The sequence below is a fragment of the Candidatus Mycobacterium wuenschmannii genome (assembly GCF_030252325.1).
In the GTDB taxonomy this organism is placed as follows: domain Bacteria; phylum Actinomycetota; class Actinomycetes; order Mycobacteriales; family Mycobacteriaceae; genus Mycobacterium; species Mycobacterium wuenschmannii.
Genome location: NZ_CP126981.1, coordinates 594,543 through 610,804, shown reverse-complemented (window position 1 = coordinate 610,804; position 16,262 = coordinate 594,543). Strand labels below are relative to the sequence as shown.

At 65.5% G+C, this 16,262-nt stretch carries 20 protein-coding genes; 12 read left to right on the top strand and 8 right to left on the bottom strand.

Annotated features, from left to right (window positions below):
* The first annotated feature begins 41 nt into the window (after positions 1-41).
* The 7 genes from PT015_RS03165 (at position 42) to PT015_RS03135 (ending at position 6,293) form a co-directional block, all read left to right on the top strand.
* Positions 42-1,265, top strand: coding sequence for a class I SAM-dependent methyltransferase (locus tag PT015_RS03165; RefSeq protein WP_285190900.1), 1,224 nt, complete (start codon positions 42-44; stop codon positions 1,263-1,265).
* Positions 1,266-1,382: 117 nt separating this feature from the next.
* Positions 1,383-1,991, top strand: coding sequence for a DUF4178 domain-containing protein (locus PT015_RS03160; protein WP_285188739.1), 609 nt, complete (start codon positions 1,383-1,385; stop codon positions 1,989-1,991).
* An 11-nt stretch (positions 1,992-2,002) separates the two neighbouring features.
* Entirely contained in the window at positions 2,003-2,497 is a 495-nt protein-coding gene (locus tag PT015_RS03155; RefSeq protein WP_285188738.1) for a DUF2617 family protein, read from the top strand.
* Positions 2,494-2,925, top strand: a complete 432-nt coding sequence (locus tag PT015_RS03150) for a DUF4247 domain-containing protein (RefSeq protein WP_285188736.1) — start codon at positions 2,494-2,496, stop codon at positions 2,923-2,925. Before PT015_RS03155 ends, PT015_RS03150 begins: the two co-directional genes overlap by 4 nt.
* Before the next feature lie 22 nt (positions 2,926-2,947).
* Positions 2,948-3,403, top strand: coding sequence for a DUF350 domain-containing protein (locus PT015_RS03145; protein WP_285188734.1), 456 nt, complete (start codon positions 2,948-2,950; stop codon positions 3,401-3,403).
* Positions 3,400-4,953, top strand: coding sequence for a polyamine aminopropyltransferase (locus PT015_RS03140; protein ID WP_285188732.1), 1,554 nt, complete (start codon positions 3,400-3,402; stop codon positions 4,951-4,953). The genes PT015_RS03145 and PT015_RS03140 overlap by 4 nt, the downstream gene beginning before the upstream one ends.
* 500 nt (positions 4,954-5,453) lie before the next feature.
* Positions 5,454-6,293 (top strand): PE-PPE domain-containing protein, encoded by an 840-nt coding sequence (locus tag PT015_RS03135; protein ID WP_285188731.1) that lies wholly within the window; start codon positions 5,454-5,456, stop codon positions 6,291-6,293.
* A 28-nt stretch (positions 6,294-6,321) separates the two neighbouring features.
* On the opposite strand, the gene PT015_RS03130 is transcribed toward PT015_RS03135, so the two are convergent.
* The gene (locus tag PT015_RS03130; protein WP_285188730.1) at positions 6,322-7,077 is read right to left on the bottom strand and encodes a YebC/PmpR family DNA-binding transcriptional regulator; all 756 of its coding nucleotides are present in this window, start codon (positions 7,075-7,077) and stop codon (positions 6,322-6,324) included.
* 43 nt (positions 7,078-7,120) lie between these two features.
* Positions 7,121-7,735, bottom strand: a complete 615-nt coding sequence (locus tag PT015_RS03125) for a TetR/AcrR family transcriptional regulator (RefSeq protein ID WP_285188729.1) — start codon at positions 7,733-7,735, stop codon at positions 7,121-7,123.
* A gap of 70 nt (positions 7,736-7,805) precedes the next feature.
* On the opposite strand from PT015_RS03125, the gene PT015_RS03120 reads away from it, so the two are divergent.
* The 4 genes from PT015_RS03120 (at position 7,806) to PT015_RS03105 (ending at position 10,884) form a co-directional block, all read left to right on the top strand.
* The gene (locus PT015_RS03120) at positions 7,806-8,711 is read left to right on the top strand and encodes an FAD-dependent monooxygenase (RefSeq protein ID WP_285188728.1); all 906 of its coding nucleotides are present in this window, start codon (positions 7,806-7,808) and stop codon (positions 8,709-8,711) included.
* Positions 8,612-8,911, top strand: a complete 300-nt coding sequence (locus tag PT015_RS03115) for an FAD-dependent oxidoreductase (RefSeq protein WP_313825877.1) — start codon at positions 8,612-8,614, stop codon at positions 8,909-8,911. Before PT015_RS03120 ends, PT015_RS03115 begins: the two co-directional genes overlap by 100 nt.
* A gap of 47 nt (positions 8,912-8,958) precedes the next feature.
* Positions 8,959-10,143, top strand: a complete 1,185-nt coding sequence (locus PT015_RS03110) for an FAD-dependent monooxygenase (protein WP_285188727.1) — start codon at positions 8,959-8,961, stop codon at positions 10,141-10,143.
* 69 nt (positions 10,144-10,212) lie between these two features.
* On the top strand, positions 10,213-10,884 hold the full coding sequence (locus tag PT015_RS03105; RefSeq protein ID WP_285188725.1) for a sensor domain-containing protein: 672 nt from the start codon (positions 10,213-10,215) through the stop codon (positions 10,882-10,884).
* 9 nt (positions 10,885-10,893) lie between these two features.
* On the opposite strand, the gene PT015_RS03100 is transcribed toward PT015_RS03105, so the two are convergent.
* The 3 genes from PT015_RS03100 to PT015_RS03090 form a co-directional block, all read right to left on the bottom strand.
* On the bottom strand, positions 10,894-11,451 hold the full coding sequence (locus tag PT015_RS03100) for a sensor domain-containing protein (protein ID WP_285188723.1): 558 nt from the start codon (positions 11,449-11,451) through the stop codon (positions 10,894-10,896).
* Between the two features lie 248 nt (positions 11,452-11,699).
* Complete coding sequence (locus PT015_RS03095; RefSeq protein WP_285188721.1) at positions 11,700-12,353, bottom strand: sensor domain-containing protein; 654 nt, start codon at positions 12,351-12,353, stop codon at positions 11,700-11,702.
* Positions 12,354-12,398: 45 nt separating this feature from the next.
* Entirely contained in the window at positions 12,399-12,998 is a 600-nt protein-coding gene (locus PT015_RS03090) for a class I SAM-dependent methyltransferase (protein WP_285188719.1), read from the bottom strand.
* Positions 12,999-13,054: 56 nt separating this feature from the next.
* Between PT015_RS03090 and PT015_RS03085 the strand changes: the two genes are divergently transcribed.
* Positions 13,055-13,927, top strand: a complete 873-nt coding sequence (locus PT015_RS03085; RefSeq protein ID WP_285188717.1) for an oxygenase MpaB family protein — start codon at positions 13,055-13,057, stop codon at positions 13,925-13,927.
* On the opposite strand, the gene pdxT is transcribed toward PT015_RS03085, so the two are convergent.
* From pdxT to pdxS, 3 genes are read right to left on the bottom strand one after another with little or no spacing between them, the layout of a single operon-like run.
* Positions 13,911-14,507: a pyridoxal 5'-phosphate synthase glutaminase subunit PdxT gene (gene pdxT / locus PT015_RS03080; RefSeq protein ID WP_285188715.1), complete on the bottom strand. Its 597-nt coding sequence runs from the start codon at positions 14,505-14,507 to the stop codon at positions 13,911-13,913. The genes PT015_RS03085 and pdxT overlap by 17 nt on opposite strands.
* The gene (tesB, locus tag PT015_RS03075; RefSeq protein ID WP_285188713.1) at positions 14,504-15,337 is read right to left on the bottom strand and encodes an acyl-CoA thioesterase II; all 834 of its coding nucleotides are present in this window, start codon (positions 15,335-15,337) and stop codon (positions 14,504-14,506) included. Before tesB ends, pdxT begins: the two co-directional genes overlap by 4 nt.
* Before the next feature lie 9 nt (positions 15,338-15,346).
* Positions 15,347-16,195 carry a pyridoxal 5'-phosphate synthase lyase subunit PdxS gene (gene pdxS, locus PT015_RS03070; protein ID WP_285190898.1) on the bottom strand — a complete coding sequence of 283 codons (849 nt, stop codon included), beginning with the start codon at positions 16,193-16,195 and terminating at the stop codon, positions 15,347-15,349.
* Between the last annotated feature and the right edge of the window lie 67 nt (positions 16,196-16,262).

The window sequence follows — 16,262 nt, the reverse complement described above, 5'->3', positions numbered from 1 at the left end:
AGACGCCGGCAGTCGTCGATGCCGGCCGCAAGGGGGCCTGAATCGCTGTGAACGATCCGAAAGCCGATGTCGTCTCCCGCCAATATGAGCGGTGGAGATACCCGGAGCCGATTCAGGATCTCGAAGCGTGGCTGCGCCACAACTGGCAGTGGCTCGACCCTAGCCACTCCCATCGGGTCTTCTGGCCCGACCGTGAACACCGGCCAGACCTCGACATTCTCATCGCCGGATGTGGCACCAACCAGGCCGCCGTGCTCGCACACACAAATCCCGAGGCGAGAGTGGTCGCGGTCGATATCAGCCAGCCGTCACTCGATCACGAGCAATACCTCAAAGAAAGGCACGGATTACACAACCTGGAACTGCATCTGCTGCCCATCGAGGAGTTGGCCTCGCTGGGCAGCGATTTCGATCTCGTCCTGTCGACCGGGGTTCTGCACCACATGGCCGACCCGCTGGAGGGAATGAAAGCACTGGCCGCGTGCCTGAAGCCCGACGGCGTCATCGCGGTCATGCTGTACGCGAAGTACGGTCGGCTCGGCGTCGAGGTCATGGAATCGGTGTTCCGCGACCTGCGCCTCGGACAGGACGAAGTGTCGGTGCAGGTGGTCAAAGAGGCCATCTCGTTGCTGCCGCCCGATCACCCGGTCCGCGGCTATCTGAAGACCGCCGATGAAGTGCGCCACGACGCCGCGCTGGTGGACACGTTCCTGCATGGGCGCGCCAAACACTATTCGGTCGACGACTGCCTCGATCTGGTGCATAAAGCAGATCTGGCGTTCCAAGGATGGTTCCTCAAAGCGCCGTACTACCACCATGAAATGCTCTCGGCCGCCGGAAAATTCACGCAGTACCTCACCGACCTACCGGAACAGAAGCAGTGGTCTGTGATGGAACGGATGCGTACCACAAACGGACGTCACTTCCTGCTGGCCTGCCATCCCGGTCGGCCGAAAGAGAGCTACTCGATTGACTTTTCGTCACTCACCTCGCTCGACTATGTCCCGCTGCTGCGCATGCGCTGCGGGCTGGCCGACGCCGAGATCTACCGACCAGACTGGCGCATGCGGTTGACTCAGGACCAACTGTCATACGTGCAACACGTCGACGGCCACCGCACGATCCGCGAGATCGCCGCGATCGTCGCGGAAAGCCAAGGGCCGCAACGCGGTAGCGTCACCAACATTGAGAAGTTCGGCCGTAAGCTGTTCGAGGCGCTGTGGCGTCTCGACTTTCTGGCCATCGCCGTGGCTCCGGCCAGGTAGGTCCGGCCCGAGCGGGGGCGAAACCGGTCGCCCGGCGGTAACTGAATTAACGCCATGGAGCCTCGAAGAAAGCTGCTACCTTCACCTTCGGGGGCTTGACGGTATGAAAGGCCTGAAGTGGGCTCAGTGTTGCTGGTGTTCGCCGCGGCGTTCTTCATCGCGGCGATCTTCGTTTTCATCGCGGCCCTGCGCCGCCCGAAGCGGCCGCCCGCCGGCCGACAGGATCCGCTCGCGTTCGCCTCGGCGGCACCGCAATTCGGACCCCGACAGCTCGGGCCAGGCGCGATCGTCAGCCACGGCGGCGTCGACTACGTGGTGCGTGGGTCGGTCACCTTTCGCGAAGGCCCGTTCGTGTGGTGGGAGCACCTGCTGGAGGGCGGCGAGCAGCCGATTTGGTTCAGCGTCGAGGACGACGACGGGCGGCTCGAATTGGTAATGTGGAGCAGCCGCAAGGATCTTCAACTGCAGCCCGGCGGCCAGCACGTCATAGAGGGCATCACCTACCGCGAAACGGAACGCGGCCACGCCGGCTACACCACCGAAGGCACGACGGGTTTACCGGCCGGTGGCGAGATGGACTTCGTCGACTACACCAGCCCCGATGAGAGCGCGCTGCTGTCCTTCGAGCGCTGGGCACCGGACATGCCGTGGGAGGTATCGACGGGCAGACCGGTGCTGACCGGCGAGCTGACCGTGTATCCCGCCCCGCCGCCGGAACCCGCGTAGAGGCCGCGTCCGTGCCCCTTCACCGACTGTCGGTCACCCCTGTCGACGTCCGCGGTTCCGAACTCGGGTTGGCGCTGAACCTGCCGGTCCCACTCCCCCTGGCCATCTATCGCGTCGATCATCCCAACGGCGGCGCACTGATGCTCGGCGTTCTGGGCGCCTCACACGTCGTCACCGTCGAACACCCGAATACGACGTTCTCCGAACAGATTTCGTGCGATCTCGCGGGTGCACTCCCGGAGCAGACGCACGCTCCGGGTTACCAGCTCGAGTCACGAACCGACCTCCTGGGCGAAGCGGAGTTCCGCCGGCTCGCCGAATGGCTGCGCGAGCGCTGCGGGAATGAAACCGGTTGGCTTGGTGGAACTTTCCCGGGCGATGACGCGGCGCTGACCGCGCTCGCGGCCGAGCCCGCCGGCGCCGGTTGGCGGTGGCAGACCTGGCACCTGTACCCGGCCGAGGCCGGTGGCACCGTCGTCTACACCAGCAGCCGGTGGCGTCCATGAGTCGCAGCCACTTGTTCGCGATCTCCGTCATCCTGGCCGCGTGGTCCGTGTTGTGCCTCATTCTAGCAATATCGCTGCAGCACAAAGATATTCGCTCATACATCGCATCGCACTACCAGGCTTACTCGCATGACGCCGGTGGCACCCGCTACCTGTGCACGGGATCGCCCGCCCAGGTGGCCGACACGTTGAACAACTACCAGAATCCCGCCGCCCGCGCCTCCAGCGGGGGCACCCAGTATCTGCGCTACGACGACGCCATCGTGTCGGTCGGCGTCGACGGCACCCATCCGTGCAGCATCAGGGTCGAGGACCTGTCCGCCGGTTACAGCCACGGATCGTTCATCTACCTCGGCCCCGGCTTCTACCCCGGCTCCCCTTCCCGTGGTTCGGGTGGCAGCACCGGTGGCCCGGGCGGAACGAAATGACCGGCAGAAGAAGGAGATAGTCATGTATCTAGCCATTGAATTGGGATCGATCGACCTCGACCCGGTCCTGCAAGGCGCCCTGGCCACCATCTCGTACTTTTTGGTCGGCACCGCCGTGCTGGTCCTCGGCTTCGCCGTCGTCGACGTGCTGACACCCGGAAAGCTGAGGGAACTGGTGTTCGTCGACCGCCGCCCCAACGCCGTGATCCTGGCCTGCGCCAACTACATCGCGGTGGCCGCTGTCGTCATCTGCGCGATCACCAGCAGCTACCGCCAACTCGGGCAAGGACTCATCGGGGTCGCCGTGTACGGCCTCATCGGCGTTCTGCTGCAGGGGGTTGCGATCCTGGCCATGCACTGGGTGATACCGGGCAAGTTCCACGAGCACATCGGCGAGCCCGAGTTGCACCCGGCCGCCTTTGCCACCGCCGTCATGTTGTTGGCCGTGGGAGGAGTGACCGCTGCCGCGCTGTCATGACCGCGACACCGGCTGAGCTGTCGACGACGCGCTGGCGCGCGGTGCTGCTCGCCGCGGTCGCGGCATGCGCGGCGTGCGGCATCGTGTACGAGCTGGCGCTGCTGACCCTGTCGACGAGCCTGAACGGCGGCGGCATCGTCGCCACCTCGCTGATCGTCTCGGGCTACATCGCCGCCCTGGGTGCCGGCGCTCTGCTGATCAAGCCGCTGTTACCGAGGGCGGCAATCACTTTCGTCGCGGTCGAGGCGCTGCTGGCCATCGTGGGCGGGCTCTCGGCCGCCGCGCTGTATGTGCTGTTCTCGTTTGTCGGCGGATCGCTGCTGATGCTGGCGCTGGGCACCGCGCTGATCGGCGCGCTGGTGGGCGCCGAGGTGCCACTGCTGATGACGCTGCTGCAGACGGGGCGATCCGCCTCCGAAGATGTGGCCACCGACACCGGCCGGACGCTGGCCAACCTGAACGCCGCCGATTATCTCGGAGCACTGCTCGGCGGGCTGGCATGGCCGTTCGTCCTGCTGCCGCACCTCGGCATGATCCGCGGCGCCGCGGCCACCGGCATTGTCAATCTCATTGCCGCAGCGGTCGTGTCGATCTTTCTGCTGCGCAGAGTGGTCGGTACGAAGTGGCTGTTGGCCGCGCTGGGCGCGCTCGGGCTGGCGCTGGTACTGCTCGCGGTGCTACTGATACGCGCCGAGGACATCGAAACCACGAGCCGGCAGCGGCTTTACGCGGACCCGATCATCGCGTTCCGGCAGTCGGCGTATCAGGAGATCGTGGTCACCCGCCGCGGCAACGACATGCGGCTGTACCTCGACGGGGGCCTGCAGTTCTCCACCCGCGACGAGTACCGCTACACCGAGAGCCTGGTCTACCCCGCGCTCGGCGCCGGCGCCCGGTCGGTGCTGGTGCTGGGCGGCGGCGACGGCCTGGCGGCGCGTGAACTGCTGCGCGCACCCGGCGTCGACAATATCGTGCAGATCGAACTCGATCCGGCGATGATCGAATTGGCCCGCAGCACAATGCGTTCCGCCAACGCGGGAGCGCTGGACAATCCGCGCGTGCACATCGTGACCGGCGACGCGATGACGTGGCTGCGTCACACCGCTCAGCCCACCTTCGACGCCGTGATCGTCGATCTCCCCGACCCCGACACTCCCGCGCTCGGCCGGCTGTACTCCACCGAGTTCTACGCGCTGATCTCGCGGGTGCTCAGGCCTGGTGGGTTGATAGTGGTGCAGTCAGGTAGCCCGTACTCGACCCAGACCGCTTTTTGGCGAACGGTTTCGACGATCAGTTCGGCGGGCTACGCCGTCACGCCGTATCACGTGTACGTGCCGACGTTCGGCGACTGGGGCTTCACACTGGCCCGTCGCGGCGATACTCCCCCGACACCGACCGTGCCTCGCGATGCGCCGCCGTTGCGGTTTCTCGACAAATCCGTGCTCGACGCGGCGACGGTATTTGCTACCGACGTACGACCGCGCCGATTGGAGCCGTCGACGCTGGAACATCCGCGCATTGTCGAGGACATGCGCCACGGCTACGACTAGCGTCTCGCTGCCACCAACAATGGCGGAACGGAACCGAGCCACCGCAATCGGTCAGCGGAGTTCGTAGTGGCCCGCGCAACCCCGCTGAGACAAATGCAATCCTTATTAGGTGAATATCTAATTCATATCTTCCGGCTCGGTGCAGGCACGCATCGGAATCTCCCTGACGACATCCGCGCTGGCGCGGCGTCCGAGAAGACGGTCCTTCGTTCCAAACCTCCGGATGGTGATTTCGCCCGTGCAGGCGATGGGAGAAACGAATAACGCCACTGAATGCAGGAGAAGTACCCTCGAATATGCCAAAAATCCTCCTTTGGTCACCAAATCTGAGGTCAAAAAAGTCCTAAAGTTTGCCACCATTCGGATGGCCCATTTGAATGTCGGGCGATAGCTTAATGACGGCTGAGAAATTCTCATCTCACGCCAACCGGGGGAATTAAACAGCGCGACGACTTGCCGACGACTCGGCTTCGCGCTGATTGTGCGACAAGGGGGAACCAATGAAGAAGATGTTTTTCGCCGCGGCGCTATGCGGCGCCGCGTTGGCTTTTGCCGGCCCGGCCAACGCCGATTCCGACAGTGACTTCTGGGCCGCTGGCGCGAGCGCGATTCAGGACTGGCTGCTCGGGGGGGTCAGTCACGGCGTGGATCCGTGGACCGGACCACCGCTCAGCGACGTACTGGATGACTCGACCCATGCCCTCATATTGGGCTCGACGGGTATAGCGACGCCGGGTGCCGGCTACATCAGCAATGCATTCAACCTCTACCTCGAGCCGAACGGTTACGACGGCGACCTCTCGTCGGTGCTGCCGCTGACCACACCCAATACCTTCAGCTTCCTGCAGAGCGTTCAGCAGGGCCAGCAGGACCTGATCAACGGCATCCTCGCCGACTTCAAGGCCGGTGAGATGGATTGCAACGCCCTCGGCGTCTGTAGCGACCCAATGACCATCTTCACGTACTCACAGAGCAGCGCCGTGGCTGCCCTTGCCGAACAGCAACTCTTCGCCGACAAAATCCCGACGGACGCTCTGCATTTTGTGATGCTCGGCGCCAATCCCGACGGCGTTCCCGACTCGTTCTTCCCAACCGACATTTACAACATCGATGGCGACCTCTGGGCGGAGCCCCTGTCAATCGACTGGAGCGACTGGAACGCCGTCGTGGTGGGGGCAATGACCCACTTGGTTTACCTCGGGTTGTCGTCCGACCAGATCGCCTCAGCCACAACGGTCGTCGATGGACTGACAACGATTCACGAAATTCCGGCGCTCACCGTGCCGGAGTTATGGGACGCACTGATCAACGTGTGGGCAGGCGGCGCGCTCGTCGGTTGAGCCGCCGGCCGGGGCCGGCCGCCCTCGACTATTCGGAGTCGAGGGCGGCTAGCACCTCGTCGGACAGGTCGACGTTGGTCCACACGTTCTGCACGTCGTCGCTGTCTTCCAGCGCGTCAACAAGTTTGAACACCTTGCGCGCGCCGTCGACGTCGACCGGCACGCTGACCGACGGCTGGAAGCTGGCCTCTGCCGAGTCGTAGTCGATGCCGGCGCACTGGAGCGCGGTCCGCACCGCGACGAGATCGGTTGGCTCGGAGACAATTTCGAAGCTCTCACCGAGATCGCTGACATCCTCTGCGCCGGCGTCCAGCACGGCCGCAAGTACGTCGTCCTCGGTCAGGCTGTTCTTCTCGAGCGTGACCACGCCCTTGCGGGTGAACAGGTAGGACACCGAGCCCGGGTCGGCCATATTGCCGCCGTTGCGAGTCATTGCGACGCGGACCTCGCCGGCCGCCCGGTTGCGGTTGTCGGTCAGGCACTCGATCAGCACGGCAACGCCGTTGGGGCCGTAGCCCTCGTACATGATGGTCTGGTAGTCGGCGCCGCCGGCTTCTTCACCCGCGCCGCGCTTGCGGGCGCGCTCGATGTTGTCGTTGGGCACCGATGTCTTTTTGGCCTTTTGAATGGCGTCGTACAGCGTCGGGTTGCCCGTCGGGTCGCCGCCGCCAGTGCGCGCAGCGACCTCGATGTTCTTGATCAGCCGCGCGAATTCCTTGCCACGACGCGCATCTTTGACGGCCTTCTGGTGCTTGGTGGTGGCCCACTTGGAATGGCCGCTCATCGGCTGCTACCTCTTCTGTCGCTCCCGGTTTCGCCTGACGAGTCTACGTGGGCCTTTGATCGTCGGCGCCCAGCCTGACCAGCGGCAAGAAAATGCCGTCGACGATCTCCTCGATGACCTCGTCGGCGACCGGTTGCAGGGTCATCAACAACTCGTGGCGGAACAGGTCGATAGGCAGCCGGGCCACCCGGCCGCTGATCTGGCCGGGCTCGACTTCACCCCGCTCGACGGCCCGACCGATCAATTCGTCGGTCACCGCGTTGCGTCCACCCAATACATAGGCGCTCAACTCGGCGAGGTTGGTGCTCGCATCGGCGTAGAAACCGCCCAGCCGTGTGAGTAGTTGTGCCACCAACCGGGGTCGCACCTTGTTCGCCTCGTGCATCACAGCGATGACGTCGCCGCGCAGGCTGCCGGTGTCGGGTATCGCCACCGGCTCCGCCCTGGCCTGGTGGACCAGGGCGGCCAACATCAGCTCGTGTTTGCCCGGCCAACGGCGATACAGCACTGCCCGGCTCGTCCCGGCGCGAGTAGCCACCGCGTCGATGGTGAGGTCGTCGTAACCACGCTCGGCCAGCTCCGCCCACGCGGCATCGAGCAACGCGGTTTCCAGCGCTGCGCCGCGCCGGCGCTGTGGAACCTCGCCCTTTAGAGACATTGCGTTTCCTATCGACCTCCGCTACCGTCCGTAAGGAACAGATCGTATCTTATCTAGGGAGGGAATGGGCATGCGGATTCTGATAACCGGCGGTGGCATGGCAGGGCTCAGCACAGGCATCACGCTCGGCGCCACCGGCCACGACGTCACGATCGTCGAGCGCGCCGATCATCTTCGGGTCAACGGCTCCCCGATCGACATCCGCGGCGCTGCGATCGACGTCGCCGAGAAGATGGGCGTGCTCGACGCAATCGGGGCCCGCCGGGTGGACATGAGTGAACGCCTGCTGTTCGTCGACGCCGACGGCGAGCCTCTCGCCGAACTGCCCGACACCGAGTTCAACGACCGGCCCGACGACGTCGAGATCCCCCGCGAGGATCTGGCCCAGGTGCTACGCGGGGCGCTGAAGCCCTCTGCCACCCTGCATTTCGGTCAGTCGGTTGCCGAACTTCACGACGCCGACGACGGCGTCGAGGTGTGCTTCGCCTCTGGTGAGACGCAGCGTTTCGACATCGTGGTCGGCGCCGACGGTATGCACTCGGGCACACGGCGCCTCATGTTCGGGTCCGAAGACCAGTTTCTTCGGCACCTAGGCCTCTATGTCGCTCTCGCGCAATTGCCCGGCTCCACGCAGCCCGAGCGCCGCAACCCGATCTACAACACCCCGGGGCGCATGGCGGGCATCGCGGCCTACCGCGATAAAGCGTTGGCGGTGTTCATGTTCGCTCACCGTGGATCGACTACGACTACCACGATCTGGGCGCACAGAAGCAGATCCTGCGCGACGCGTTCGCCGGGCACAGCGGGTGGCGAATTCGCGAACTTCTCGATGCCGCCGACGCCGACGCCGAGCTCTACTTCGACTCGGTCAGCCAGATTCACCTGCCGAGTTGGCATCGCGGTCGGGTCGTCCTTGTCGGCGACTCGGCGTACTGCGCGTCACCACTGTCCGGCCGGGGAACGAGTCTGGCGATGACCGGCGCATGGCTGCTGGCCCGGGCGCTGACCGAGCACCCTGATGACATCACTGCGGCATTCAATCAGTATGAGCGCGACCAACTTCCGCACGTCACGTACGCGCAGGCCACCGCGGGACCGGGCGGCGACGTCCTCGTTCCACCCGCGCAGTCGGACATCGATGCTCGGAATATCCGCCTCGCCGCACTGGCCGGGTGAGTGGAGCTTCAGGTTTCGCCGCGCGCCGTCGGTGTTATGTAGAGCAGGTGAATCGCCATGCCGTCATCTCCGGCGCCGGAATCGCCGGACCCGCGCTCGCCCACCAACTCGCCCAGACGGGTTGGCAGACCACCGTCGTCGAGCGGTTCGACCGCCAACGCGACGAAGGACACAACGTCGACGTGCGCGGCGCCGCGCGCGAGGTCGTTCGCCGGATGGGCATCGAAGACGAGATCCGTGCCGCTAACACCACCGAAATAGGCATGCGCTTCGTCCGGTCTGACGGGTCCCCGGCAGCGTCGTTTCCGATGGCCGAATCCGGCGGCGACGGCCCGACCGCCGAATTGGAGATTCTGCGCGGCGAGCTATCCCGCATTCTGATCGAGCACACCACTTCCACCACCGACTACCGTTTCGGCACACAGATCGTGGATCTGATCGACCACGGCGACCGGGTCACCGCGGCACTCAACGACGGCGAATCACTGGACGCCGACCTGATCGTCATCGCCGAGGGTCTGCGCTCGCGCACTCGCGACCTGGTGCTGCCCACCGCCCCAACCGATCTGGGGATGTACATCGCGTATCTGACCATTGCCCGCGACGAGTCCGACGACCGCTGGTGGAATTGGCGGCACGTCCCCGGTTCGCGCGCAATACATCTGCGTCCTGACAACATCGGGAGCACCCGCGCGATGCTGTCATTCATGTCGGATGTCAAGGGCCTGGAAGACCTCGACCGAGGCGACCAGATCGCGATCCTGCGTCGCACCTTCGCCGACGCGGGCGGAGTCGCACAGCGCATTCTGGCCCAAATAGAGCATGCACCAATGTATTTCGATGCGCTCGGACAAATTCGCGCGCCGCAGTGGAGTGCGGGCCGGATCGCCCTGTTGGGCGATGCCGCCTTTTGCCCGTCACCGGTCGGCGGCGGGGGCAGCAGCCTGGCGCTGATCGGCGCCTATGTGCTGGCCGGCGAGCTGTCGCGCCACGGCGAGGTGAGCACCGCGCTGGCCGGCTACGAGCGATTCATGCGGCCGCATGTCGACGCCGCGCAACGTGTCCGGCCGGCGGTGTTACGGGTGGCCAACCCCAGAACCCGGTCCGGTATCCGAGGGCTGCACGCGGCGGCCCGCCTGATCGCAAGCCCACCCGTGCGCACCGCTATGGGATTGGCCGGCAAGACCTTCGGCGGTATTGCAGCGGAGAAGATCACACTGCCCCGGTACTGACTCCTCGAGCGGACATCGACGCCTGAAATCAGCGCCCGTGCAGCACCGCAGGCTCGATATGATCGACCGGTGCGCCTGATCCCTCAGACAGTCACCATCGCCGCCGTCGTCGTCGCGGCGCTGTGGACGCAGTCGCCGCTCGCAGGGGCCAGCAATGTTCCTCCGGGCCGCATCGTGTCGCTGATCCCGTCCGACGACGAGGTGAGCCAATACGTCGGCCTCCAAGTACGGCACGACGTCGACCCGCTCCCGGCGCGGCCCTGGCAACCGGAACCGCTGAGTCAGCGTGACGACTGCAGAAAACTTTTTGCCACCAACGACGTCGACGCCTGGGGTTCGGACTATTCGGCATTTCGCACTCAGACCTGGACCGTCCCGGGTGACCCCACCCAGATCTTTGTTGGTCAGTCGGTCGGCATATTCGCCGATGCCGGTAGCACCCGCAACCGCTTCGACGCCGCTTACAACCCGAATTTCTTCCGGAGCTGTGACCACGCCATCATGCAGGGCGGGCCTGTACCAGAGGGATTCTCCTGGGAACTGTATGACTTCAAGACCAACGACGACGTCATGATCTGGACGATCGCCGCGAGGAACTGGGGCGAGTACACCGGATACAACTGTGTAGCCGTCGCGTTCCGGCTGGGCAACGTCATGTCGATCTCGAGCGTGGGTCAGATGGGTAATCCCAGTCAAGCGGTCAAGCGCCTCACCGACTACATTCTCAGCCGGGCTATCTGACGGTCTCGATCAGGAGTCCGGGAACCACACCGTCATCCGGTCGGCCAGCTGGCCGGCTGCCGCGGCGCCGCCATCGCCGTGCTCGCACACCGAGGTGTACAGCAGCACATTGCTTTTCACCCGAGCCTCGTAGGCGCAACCCCAATCCGTCGGCTGGCCGCCGTTGAGTTGGGTGCGAGTCCACCGTGCACTGGCGCCGTCGACACTGGAAACATCGAAGCGCCAGGTGATTTGGGGGTTTTTGTCGCGCGGATTGTTGACCGCGACTCCATCGCATTCGGTCAAGGCCGGCGGGAAGGCCGCCGTGAACGCACGCCGCGCGGTGTCGGTGTCCGCGTAGGACCCGGCACCCTGACCGACGACGTGGTCCGCGTTGTCCTCAGCGTTCTTCTGCTGCGCGCCCTTGTACGCGGTCCACTCTCTGCCGTAATCGTGGACCGTCGGGCCGAAAAGCACCGCACACGAGGACTTCCCACCCAAGTCAATCGACGGGGCGGGTTGGTTGAACAATTTTTCAAATCCCAGCGGCGAACCGACGATCGGGCCAGACACGTCCGGCGGAACCACCAGCGTGCGCAGTCTGTCGGGCGTAACCACCGGTGGCGGAACGGGTTTCGCCTCAGCGCTGGCCGACGGCGGGCCACTTGGCGCGACCGCGTCTGAAGTCTGCCCTTTCAGACTGTCGCTGGGCGCCGGAACGTGCATCGGCCCCGTTTCGGGTTCAGGCTGCGGATGCGAGCAGCCCACAGCCAGCATGGCCGCACAGCCTAATCCTCCGAGACCGGCCAATATCCGTCGCGTGCGATCAACGTCCGTCATGACGGGATCCGGTTGGCAATAAGGTTGGCCATCTGCGCCACCAACGGGCCCCCGTTTCCGTACTGACATTCAAACTCCATGAACATCGCATTGCCCTTTTGCCGAATCTCATTCGCGCACCGCCAGGTGGTGTCCTGACCGTCCTGCAGGTTCGCAAGCATCCAGCTCGCGTGATTCCCGGTAATCGAAACCTTGTCGATGCGCCAGGACGCGTTGGAGGTGTCGGTCAACGTCACCGAGCCACAGCGGCCGACCATGTCGGGTGCGAACGCGCGCCGGAAGGTACCGGCGGCGGTCATCGCGTTGGGGTACAACGCGACGGATTGAGTGACCGCGAACTGAGGTGTTTCGGGATCGTCCCGCTGCTGAACGCGCCGGAAAGCGGTGAACTCCGCGGTCCACAGGCTGACGTCAGACTGCACGAACGATCGACAGTCGTCCCGATCCGGGAGAGGACCCGCTTGTCCGGGTTTCGGACGAATATCCCCGACTCGACGAAGTGGAAGCCCGACGATCGAGCTGACGTCATCGTCGGATAGCAACAGCGCGTCGATCTTGCTCTGCGCCACAACCGGAATGGCCGCCGCGGGCGACGCGACGAGGACGCCCGCCGCAGTCAGCAGCGCCGCAAAGCCGTGGACGAGTCGCACGCCCGGAAGCCTAACGGACTCCCACGGCCACCGGCGGCACTAATTTCAGCCCGGCTTGATCCACCGCCACTGCATCGATTCCCACGAGCGTGCGTCGGGTAAGGCGTCGTGCACCGCCGACACCACGCCCGGCCACCAGTCGGCTTCGTAGTCGTCGCCGGACAACCAACCGCCCGGCTGTACCTTGGGCGCCCACGCGTCGACGTCGGCGATGACGGAGTCGTAGTCGTGACTGGCGTCGATGTGCACCCAGGCGAACGATTCGTCGGGGAACAGCGATGCGGCAGCAACGGAATCACTGATCACCAACTGGACCGTGTCAGCCAGACCGCAGTCAATGATGTTGCGGTGCAACAGCCCTGCGAACGTACCGCCACCATGCTCGACAGCGGGCCCGTGCGCGTCGGTCTCGCTGACGCCCTCGGGTCCGCTGCCCCGCGCGGTATCGACGCCGACAATCCGATTCGCCAGGCCCGCCGCCCGCACGACTTCGCCCAGCGAGCAGATGCTGCGGCCCAGATAGCAGCCGACTTCGGCGAACCGGCTGCCGTCCGGGAAATGCGCAACCGCTTCCTCCTGATGGTGGCGCCACTGGAACCAACCGGGAATGTCGTGCCAGGACTGCACCCGCTTGTCGAAATCCATTCGACAGGCATTACACCGTGGCGCCGGAATTCAAACGCTGCATTACCGTGGAGGCCATGACCACGCAAAACCCTCTACAGGCGGTACGGGACGCGTTGGGAAGCAGCTTGTTCGAAATGGTCGCGGGGCCGGACGGTCCAGCGGAGCGCGAGCGCATCCACGAGACGCCGGGACCTCGCTGGTTCGCCGACGACCGACCCATCCGCCGGGTGCATGCCGACGCGTCGATGTTCGTCGGCGGTCTCCGCGCCCTGCTGCTGCAGTCGCTGCACCCGTTGGCGATGGCCGGCGTGGCCGAGCACTCCAATTACCGCGAGGACCCGTGGGGCCGGCTGCAGCGCACCAGCACCTTCCTGGCCGAGACGACATTCGGATCTGCAGTGGACGCGCAGCGCGCGGTGGACCGGGTGCGCGGAATTCACCGGCGCGTGCACGGTGTCGCCGCCGACGGTCGCGCCTACACCGCGACCGACCCGCACCTGCTGGAGTGGGTACACATCGCCGAGGCCGACAGCTTTCTGCGCGCCCACCAGTTGTACGGCGCGGCTCCGCTGGACCAAGCCGGCCGGGACGGCTATGTCGCCGACATGGCCGAGATCGCCGCCAAGCTGGGTGTGGCGGATCCTCCGCGAACGGAAGGCGAACTGGCGCAACGGCTCAACGATTACCGGCCGGAGTTGCGCAGCACCGCCGCGGCCCGAGATGCGGCCCGATTCCTGCTGTTGACGCCGCCGTTGTCGCTGGCGGCGCGGGCACCCTATGGCGTGCTGTCCGCGACCGCGGTATCCATGCTGCCGCTGTGGGCTCGAATCCCGTTGCTGTTGCCGTACTTTCCACCCGTGGAGGTCACGGTGGTGCGCAGCATCGGCCGCGTTCTGGTCGGCGGTTTGCGGTGGGCGCTGCCGGCACCTGTCAGCGTCGCCCGCTGACGATGTCGACGAACAACTGGTGGATGCGCCGGTCGGTGGTCACCTCGGGGTGAAACGCGGTCGCCAGCACGGGACCTTGTCGCACCGCAACCGGATGGTCGGCCGCGCGCGCCAACACCTGCACTCCGTCCCCGACTCGCTCCACCCACGGCGCGCGGATGAACACCGCGTGCACCGGAGCATCGAACCCGTCGAAGTCGACGTCACCCTCGAATGAGTCGACCTGACGGCCGAAAGCGTTGCGCCGCACGGTGATATCGATCGCCGACAGCGGCAGCGCCTCGCGCCCGGCCGTCCCGGCGTCGCGAATCTCGCTGGCCAGCATGATCATTCCCGCACACGCGCCGTAGGCGGGTAGGCCGTCGGCCAGCCTCGCCCGCAGCGGTTCCAGCAGATCGAGCTCGCGCAGCAGGTGACTGATCGCGGTGGACTCGCCGCCGGGAATCACCAACCCAGCCACGGATTCGAGTTCGTCGCGGCGCCGCACACTGATCGCCTCGGCCCCCGCTTCCCGCAGCGCCGCCACATGCTCGCGGACGTCGCCCTGTAGCGCCAACACCCCGATGCGCACGGCGCTCAACGCTGATCGGTGGAGAAGCGCGTCAGACCCTCCTGCATGACGGCGGCGACCATCTCGCCGTACTGGTTGAAGATCTTGCCCTGACACAGGGCCCGCCCACCGGTGGCCGACGGCGAGGACTGGTCGTAGAGCAGCCACTCGTCGGCGCGGAACACCCGCATGAACCACATCGCGTGGTCCAGCGACGCGACCTGCAGGTGCTCGCGTTCGTCGAGGTGGGTGACCTGCGCCGAGCCCAGCAGGGTCAGGTCGCTCATGTAGGCCAACGCGCAGATGTGCAGCACCGGATCGTCGGGCAGCGGGTCGCGGTGCTTGAACCAGACCTGTTGCTGCGCAGCCTTGCCCTGCACCTGGTGCACCTGGTCGCGCGGGACGATGCGGATGTCCCACTCCTGAAACTGCTTGAAGCCCTCGTCGTCAAACACCTTCATCGACTTGAGGCCGGGCAGGTCGTCCGGTGGCGGCGCCGAGGGCATCACATCCTGGTGGTGGATGCCCTCCTGGTCGGTCTGAAATGACGCCGACATCGAGAAGATCGTCTTGCCGTGCTGAATGGCGTTGACCCGACGCGTGCAGAACGAGCCGCCGTCGCGCAGTCGCTCGACGATGAAAATCGTTGGCGCTGAGGAGTCTCCGGGGCGGATGAAGTATCCGTGCAACGAGTGCACCAGAAAATGCGGGTCGACCGTGCGCACCGCGGATACCAGCGACTGGCCTGCCACCTGACCGCCGAACGTGCGCTGGAAGTTGCCCTGTTCGGGGCTGAACACGCTGCCCCGGTAGATGTCGACCTCGAGCTGCTCGAGATCGAGGATCTTTTCGATCGACACGGACTGTTTTTACCAGCCGCGCTGCGCGAGGCGATGGGGCTCCGGGACTTGCTCCACGTTAATGCCGACCATCGCCTCCCCCAGCCCGCGAGACACCTTGGCCAGCACGTCCGGGTCGTCGAAGAAGGTAGTGGCCTTGACGATGGCCGCCGCCCGCTGCGCGGGGTCGCCGGACTTGAAGATCCCGGAGCCGACGAATACGCCCTCGGCGCCGAGTTGCATCATCATCGCCGCGTCGGCCGGGGTAGCGATGCCGCCGGCGGTGAACAACGTGACGGGCAGCTTCCCGGCCCGCGCCACCTCCACGACCAGGTCGTAGGGGGCCTGCAATTCCTTTGCGGCAACGAATAATTCGTCCTCGGACAGCGAACCGAGGCGGCGGATCTCCCCCCCGATGGACCGCATGTGGGTGGTCGCGTTGGACACGTCGCCGGTGCCCGCCTCGCCCTTGGAGCGGATCATCGCCGCGCCCTCGTTGATCCGCCGCAGCGCCTCACCCAGATTGGTGGCGCCGCAGACGAACGGCACGGTGAACTTCCACTTGTCGATGTGGTGGGTGTAATCGGCGGGGGTCAGCACCTCGGACTCGTCGACGTAGTCCACCCCAAGGCTCTGCAGAATCTGGGCTTCGACGAAGTGGCCGATGCGGGCCTTGGCCATTACCGGGATGGTGACGGCGGAGATGATGCCCTCGATCATGTCGGGGTCGCTCATCCGCGACACCCCGCCCTGGGCGCGGATGTCGGCGGGGACCCGCTCCAGCGCCATGACCGCGACGGCGCCGGCGCCCTCGGCGATGCGGGCCTGCTCCGGCGTGACGACGTCCATGATGACGCCGCCCTTGAGCATCTCGGCCATGCCGCGCTTGACTCGCGCGGTTCCCGTCCGCGCGGTGCCATTCGGCTGGGCGCTATCCACTGCTGAT

Excerpts from the sequence above, each read along its gene's own strand:
- PT015_RS03150 (WP_285188736.1), top strand. The coding sequence starts at position 2,494 with ATGAGTCGCAGCCACTTGTTCGCGATCTCCGTCATCCTGGCCGCGTGG.
- PT015_RS03145 (WP_285188734.1), top strand. The coding sequence starts at position 2,948 with ATGTATCTAGCCATTGAATTGGGATCGATCGACCTCGACCCGGTCCTG.
- PT015_RS03140 (WP_285188732.1), top strand. The coding sequence starts at position 3,400 with ATGACCGCGACACCGGCTGAGCTGTCGACGACGCGCTGGCGCGCGGTG.
- PT015_RS03135 (WP_285188731.1), top strand. The coding sequence starts at position 5,454 with ATGAAGAAGATGTTTTTCGCCGCGGCGCTATGCGGCGCCGCGTTGGCT.
- PT015_RS03130 (WP_285188730.1), bottom strand. The coding sequence starts at position 7,077 with ATGAGCGGCCATTCCAAGTGGGCCACCACCAAGCACCAGAAGGCCGTC.
- PT015_RS03125 (WP_285188729.1), bottom strand. The coding sequence starts at position 7,735 with ATGTCTCTAAAGGGCGAGGTTCCACAGCGCCGGCGCGGCGCAGCGCTG.
- PT015_RS03120 (WP_285188728.1), top strand. The coding sequence starts at position 7,806 with ATGCGGATTCTGATAACCGGCGGTGGCATGGCAGGGCTCAGCACAGGC.
- PT015_RS03090 (WP_285188719.1), bottom strand. The coding sequence starts at position 12,998 with ATGGATTTCGACAAGCGGGTGCAGTCCTGGCACGACATTCCCGGTTGG.
- PT015_RS03085 (WP_285188717.1), top strand. The coding sequence starts at position 13,055 with ATGACCACGCAAAACCCTCTACAGGCGGTACGGGACGCGTTGGGAAGC.
- pdxS (WP_285190898.1), bottom strand. The coding sequence starts at position 16,195 with ATGGCCGAGATGCTCAAGGGCGGCGTCATCATGGACGTCGTCACGCCG.